The sequence below is a fragment of the Pedobacter sp. 01T416_2 genome (assembly GCF_056398925.1).
Genome location: NZ_JBFTQI010001140.1, coordinates 1 through 1,268 on the forward strand (window position 1 = coordinate 1; position 1,268 = coordinate 1,268).

At 36.8% G+C, this 1,268-nt stretch carries 2 protein-coding genes; both read left to right on the plus strand.

What is annotated here, in order from left to right:
• Nucleotides 1-869, plus strand: an 869-nt coding sequence (locus AC1DPQ_RS28055; protein WP_477611610.1) for a TonB-dependent receptor domain-containing protein, incomplete at its 5' end; no start/stop codon positions are given.
• A gap of 26 nt (nt 870-895) precedes the next feature.
• Nucleotides 896-1,268, plus strand: a 373-nt coding sequence (locus tag AC1DPQ_RS28060; protein ID WP_477611611.1) for a hypothetical protein, incomplete at its 3' end; no start/stop codon positions are given.

A 1,268-nucleotide genomic window follows, 5' to 3' on the forward strand; every position in this document is an offset into this window, starting at 1 on the left:
GTGTAAGACCAGGATTGAGGTTTATTAAAAACTCCATTTACGATGCCCCTCCTGTAATTCCATCATTAAATACCAAATTTACTTTAACCAAAGATTTAGATCTTCGATTGGCTTACGCTAAAGGTTTTCGTTCTCCAGCACTGAGGGAACTATATTACGATTTTGTAGATGCGAGTCATAATATTTTGGGTAACCCCAATTTAAAAGCCGAAGAATCGAACAGTTTTAATGGCTCTTTGGCTTGGGCCGGTATACATGAAAAAGATCTGCAGTTCCGTTCTACGTTATCGGGTTTCTACAATTTGTTTAAAAACAGGATTAATTTTGCTCAGTCACCAACAGATAACTCCATAACCTCGCTATTTAATGTAGATAAGTATAAAACAACAGGTGCTACGTTAGACAATACATTGATTTATAAAGATATTCAGGCTACACTTGGCGTCTCGTATATCGGCCGATACAATGATTTAAGCGTGAGTAATCCAGACTTGGGGACTCCTGAATTTGCATGGGCTACGGAAGTAAACTCGAATATAACTTATACGCTTCCGAAAATAAATGGGAGTATCAGCCTCTTTTATAAATATACAGGGAGCTTGCCAAACTATAAACTTACAGCCGAAAACGATCCCAACTCAGTAAAACTGACAAAAATTGGCGATTTCCATACCGCAGATTTAATGCTGAACAAAAATCTATTTAAGTCTTTAACCATTAATGCAGGTATTAAAAACCTCTTTAATGTTACACAATTGAGCAACACTTCAACTGCAACTGGTGGAGCACACAGCACAGGTGGCGATGTTCCATATAGTTATGGCCGATCGTATGTGCTTGGGCTAATCTATAACTGGAATAAATTTTAACAATAAACAACATTAATTATAATAACATGAACAAACTGAACTCATTAATCGCTATCGCGTTTTTAGCTGCAACACTTACGGCCTGTAAAAAGAATACAGAAGAACCTATTTTTGTTGCTCCACCTTCCGATGGAAGTACTTTAACACTTAGTGGTAAAACAGCAGAATCAAACTATACAAATATAGTTTATGTAGATTTTAGCGCCGATAAACAGACTTCTGCAGAAAGAAAGAGTTTCAATATCGGGTTAACTTCTGATAGTAAATTCAGAGTTGTGCTTAATCCTTCTTATCAAACTACGGCAACGGCAACATCAAAAATCGATATTACAGCTGTTACATTGGCAGATCCAGGAACAACAGTTAATTTAAATCACGATATCATGGATCCGCTTACGG